This window comes from Thiomonas sp. TH-17, assembly GCF_057473305.1.
This window is the reverse complement of the sequence record NZ_JBYCKI010000033.1, coordinates 1-3,826: the sequence shown is the minus strand read 5'-3', so window position 1 is coordinate 3,826 and position 3,826 is coordinate 1. Positions and strand designations below refer to the sequence as shown.

Sequence of the window (3,826 nt, the reverse complement as noted above, 5' to 3'; positions counted from 1 at the left end):
GGCGGCACCGAGGCCATCGTGCCTTCGATGAGTTTGAGCAAAGCCTGCTGCACGCCCTCGCCCGACACATCCCGCGTGATGCTGGGGTTGTCCGATTTGCGGGAGATCTTGTCGATCTCGTCGATGTAGACGATGCCGCGCTGCGCCCGCTCGATTTCGTAGTTGCAGTTCTGCAGCAGCTTTTGAATGATGTTCTCAACGTCTTCGCCCACATAACCGGCTTCGGTCAGCGTCGTGGCGTCGGCGATGACAAAGGGCACGTTGAGCAAGCGGGCCAGCGTCTGCGCCAGCAGGGTCTTGCCAGAACCCGTAGGACCCACCAGAAGAATGTTGCTCTTGGCCAGCTCGACCTCGCTGGTCTGGCCGATGTGCTTGAGCCGTTTGTAGTGGTTGTACACCGCGACGGCCAGAATGCGTTTGGCCGCCTCCTGCCCGATCACATACTGATCGAGAATGGCCTTGATTTCAGACGGCGTCGGCAAATCGGAGTTCACCACCTTGCCGTTGGCGTCCGTTGCAGTCACTTCATCGCGAATGATCTCGTTGCACAGGTCGATGCACTCGTCGCAGATAAAGACCGAAGGGCCGGCGATGAGTTTCTTGACCTCGTGCTGGCTCTTTCCGCAAAACGAGCAGTACAGGGTCTTTTCACCGGAAGATGTTTTTTTCTCAGCCATGGACGTGTATCTACTTTGAGGGTCGGAATCAGGAGCGCTTGGCGATGACTTCGTCGATCAGGCCATAGTCCTTGGCCTCGTCGGCCGACATGAAAAAGTCGCGTTCCGTGTCGATGCCAATTTTTTCCAGCGTTTGTCCCGTACGCTCGGCAAGAATGCCGTTGAGTCTTTCGCGCAGATAGAGAATTTCGCGCGCCTGAATCTCGATGTCCGTCGCCTGGCCCTGCGCCCCGCCGGAGGGTTGATGAATCATGATGCGCGAATTGGGCAGCGAATAACGCTTGCCCTTTGCGCCGGCCGCCATCAGGAAGGCGCCCATGCTGGCGGCAATGCCGGTGCACAAGGTGGACACGTCGGGTTTGATGAACTGCATGGTGTCGAAAATCGCCATGCCGGCAGACACCGACCCACCGGGCGAATTGATATAGAGCGAAATATCCTTGTCGGGGTTTTCCGACTCGAGAAACAGCAATTGCGCCACGACCAGATTGGCCATCTGATCGTTGATGGGGCCGACCAGAAAAATCACCCGCTCGCGCAGCAGGCGCGAGTAAATGTCATAGGCGCGTTCGCCGCGGCCGCTTTGCTCGATGACCATGGGCACCAGGCCCAGGTTTTGAATGTCAGTAGCGCTCATGGAAGGAAAAAACGTGAAGGTGGATACAGATTAGCACGCACTTTGCCCTGCCGATGCCAGCGTGCGGGATTTCCGCACCGGGTTTGCGGTGGACACAACAGCGGCCCTAAAACAAAAGCCGCTGCACGCCTGGGCGCACAGCGGCTCTCAAGGAAACGCAGGGCCGCCCCAAGTTTCCTTAACCCCCGCGGGGGGCGGGCTGGGCGCAGCCCGGCCCTGGGGCGCTCATCAGCATGACCAACGGGGTCAGTTCTGGCCCATCAGCTCATCGAAACCGAGCGATTTGTCCGTCGTCTGCGCCTGTGCGAACACGAAGTCGGTCACATTGTTTTCCATGACAATGGCCTCGGCCTGCGCCATGCGCTCCTGATCGGCGTAGTACCAGCGCACCAGATCCTGCGGCTGCTCGTAACTGGCGGCGAGTTCTTCGACGTAGGCGCGCACCTGTTCGGGCTTGGCTTGCAGGTCGTGTTGCTTGACCAACTCGGAAACGATCAGGCCCAGACGCACGCGGCGTTCAGCCTGCTCCTTGAACAGCTCGGGCGGCAGTGGCGCTTTGTCGGCGTCTTTCATGCCGCGCTCGGCCAGATCCTGGCGGGCGCTGGCCATCAGCTCATTCACTTCGTTTTGCACCAGCGCGCTGGGCAGGTCGACTGAAACGGCTTTTTGCAGCAGATCCATGACGGCCAGCTTGTTGCGCTGCGTCAGACGCGATTTGACCTCGCGGCTCAGGTTGTTGCGGATATCGTCGCGCAGACGCTGCACGTCGCCATCTTCAACCCCCAAGGCCCGGGCGAAATCGGCATCGACTTCCGGCAGCAGCGGCCATTCGACCTGGGTGACTTTCAGGGTGAATTGCGCCGTCTTCCCGGCAACGGCGCGACCCTGATAGTCCTCAGGGAAGTGCAGTTCGAAAATCTTGCTTTGCCCGGCTTGCAGCCCCTTGGTGGCGGCTTCGAACTCGGGCAGCATGCGGCCTTCGCCCTGAACGAAAGTGAAACCTTCGGCCTTACCGCCCTCGAAAGCGGTGCCGTCGATGCGACCTTCAAAATCGACGGTGACGCGATCTCCGTCCTGAACTTCCAGCCCTTCGGACGTTTGACCGTTCGGCGCGGCTTCGCCACGCGTCACAAAATCGGTGCGCTGCTTGCGCAACACTTCGATGGTCTTGTCGATGGCGGCCTCGTCCACTTCGGCGGTCACGCGTTCGGTGCTCTGAGTCGAAAGATCGGGGATCTGCACATCGGGATAGACCTCGAACACGGCGTCGAACGCCATCACGTCCGCTTCGACCCCTTCGGTCTTGGGGGTGAATTCCGGCGCACCCGCCACGCGCAGACGGGCGCTGGTGGCGACGTCGTAAAACGCGTTGCCGATCTTGTCCTGCAGCACTTCCATCTCGACGGACGGCGCGTAGCGCTGCGTCACCATGGACATCGGCACTTTGCCCGGGCGGAAGCCGGGCAGGCGCAGCGTGCGGCTCAGATTCTTCAGGCGGGAATTGATTTCGTTCTGCACAGCGGCCTTGGGCACGGTCACGGTCACACGGCGCTGCAGTTTGTCCAGGGTTTCGACAGTCATGGGGAAAGTCCAGTGTTCAAAAAAGGGATCAAAGACCGCCAAGCCTGCGCTTGCCGGTTGGTGCGAGGGGGGGGACTCGAACCCCCACGCCCGTGAAGGCGTCAGGACCTAAACCTGGTGCGTCTACCAATTTCGCCACCCTCGCCGGGTGATCTGTAGCCAAAAAACTTTGCGCTCGCGCCGTATGTTTCAACTCGGTCTCACCTCGGAAGGCGGCTATTCACTGCGGCATTGATTTTTGGGCAATCGGCTATTCTAGCTGCCTCCAGGCTGCCTGATGCAGCGCTATACATGCTCCCTTCTCAAATCCCTGATTCCTGCGCCAAACCGCCGCTTGGCTCGTCGACCTATTACGCGCTGCAACGCAGCCCGCCTGGGCGACGCGCCGCGCTGACGCTGTTGCTGGACGTGCATGTGCAGGTTCGTAGCATCGTCACCACGGTCAGCGACCCGGCTGTCGCACAAGCCAAGCTGGCCTGGTGGCATGCGCAGATGCTGGCGCACGATCAAGATCAGGCGGAGCACCCTTCCCTGCGCGCGCTCAGGGGGTGTTTTCTGGAGCATGATCTGCGGCCAGAGGCGCTGCTCGGTCTGATCGAAAGCGTGGACATCGATCTACGACAGAACCGGTGGATGGATCGCACCGCGCTCGTGCACTATTGCCGGGCAGGCAGCGGGCAGACGCTGCGCAATGCGGCTGCGCTGCTTGGGGTGACCGCGCCCCCCGCCCTGGACGCCGCGGAAGAGTTGGGCGTGGCGCTGAGATTAGCCAGCCACATCCGGCATCTGGGACGCGATGTCGCGCAGGGCCGGGTGTATCTGCCGCTCGATGCACTGCAGCGGCACGGCGTCAAGGCGGTGGACTTGCAGCAGCGCGTGGTCAGCCCGCCCATTCGCACCCTGCTGCAGGAACAAACCACGCTGGCCCGCG

General features: G+C 61.1%; 4 protein-coding genes and 1 tRNA gene. 1 reads left to right on the top strand and 4 read right to left on the bottom strand.

The window, feature by feature from the left end:
* The 4 genes from clpX to AC2VLV_RS02685 form a co-directional block, all read right to left on the bottom strand.
* The coding region (gene clpX / locus AC2VLV_RS02700; RefSeq protein ID WP_486988509.1) for an ATP-dependent Clp protease ATP-binding subunit ClpX at positions 1 to 677 on the bottom strand (677 nt) is incomplete at its 3' end.
* Positions 678 to 705: 28 nt separating this feature from the next.
* A complete protein-coding gene (clpP, locus tag AC2VLV_RS02695) occupies positions 706 to 1,314 on the bottom strand; it encodes an ATP-dependent Clp endopeptidase proteolytic subunit ClpP (protein WP_486988508.1) in 609 nt (202 codons plus the stop codon).
* Between the two features lie 246 nt (positions 1,315 to 1,560).
* Positions 1,561 to 2,895 carry a trigger factor gene (gene tig, locus AC2VLV_RS02690; protein WP_486988507.1) on the bottom strand — a complete coding sequence of 445 codons (1,335 nt, stop codon included), beginning with the start codon at positions 2,893 to 2,895 and terminating at the stop codon, positions 1,561 to 1,563.
* A gap of 58 nt (positions 2,896 to 2,953) precedes the next feature.
* Positions 2,954 to 3,040, bottom strand: a tRNA-Leu gene (locus AC2VLV_RS02685).
* Positions 3,041 to 3,186: 146 nt separating this feature from the next.
* Here AC2VLV_RS02685 and AC2VLV_RS02680 point away from each other — a divergent pair.
* The coding region (locus AC2VLV_RS02680) for a squalene/phytoene synthase family protein (RefSeq protein WP_486988506.1) at positions 3,187 to 3,826 on the top strand (640 nt) is incomplete at its 3' end.

Bases quoted from the DNA above. Each gene is read 5' to 3' on its own strand.
- clpP (WP_486988508.1), bottom strand. From the start codon at position 1,314: ATGAGCGCTACTGACATTCAAAACCTGGGCCTGGTGCCCATGGTCATC.
- tig (WP_486988507.1), bottom strand. From the start codon at position 2,895: ATGACTGTCGAAACCCTGGACAAACTGCAGCGCCGTGTGACCGTGACC.